The sequence below is a fragment of the Nocardia vinacea NBRC 16497 genome (assembly GCF_000308835.1).
Classification (GTDB): domain Bacteria; phylum Actinomycetota; class Actinomycetes; order Mycobacteriales; family Mycobacteriaceae; genus Nocardia; species Nocardia vinacea.
Map to the genome: position 1 here is coordinate 1 of NZ_BAGN01000286.1, position 282 is coordinate 282.

Below are 282 nucleotides of genomic sequence, written 5' to 3' on the forward strand. Positions count from 1 at the left end.
CGACGGTCGGCACCGACACCCCGGCACCGGATAAACCGGCCACCCCTGGCCCCGTGGCATATCTGTGCCGGGTGCCGCTGCCGAGCGCCGGAGGACCCGGCCAAGGGCTCATAGACGGCGGTGTGAAACTGGCCGAAGCCATCGGGATCACCATCCCGGACGGCAATGTCGATCTACTCGCACGCGCCGCCGACACCTGGACCAAGATTGCCGACGCCGGACCGGTGGCAAAGATGGCGGGGGAGTTGGAACGGGTCGCCTGGTCGTTCGAGGCGATTGTCA

The 282-nt window shown here is 67.7% G+C and carries 1 pseudogene; it reads left to right on the plus strand.

The window, feature by feature from the left end:
* Nucleotides 1-282, plus strand: a pseudogene (locus tag ON44_RS33515) (ADP-ribosyltransferase); the annotation flags it as partial.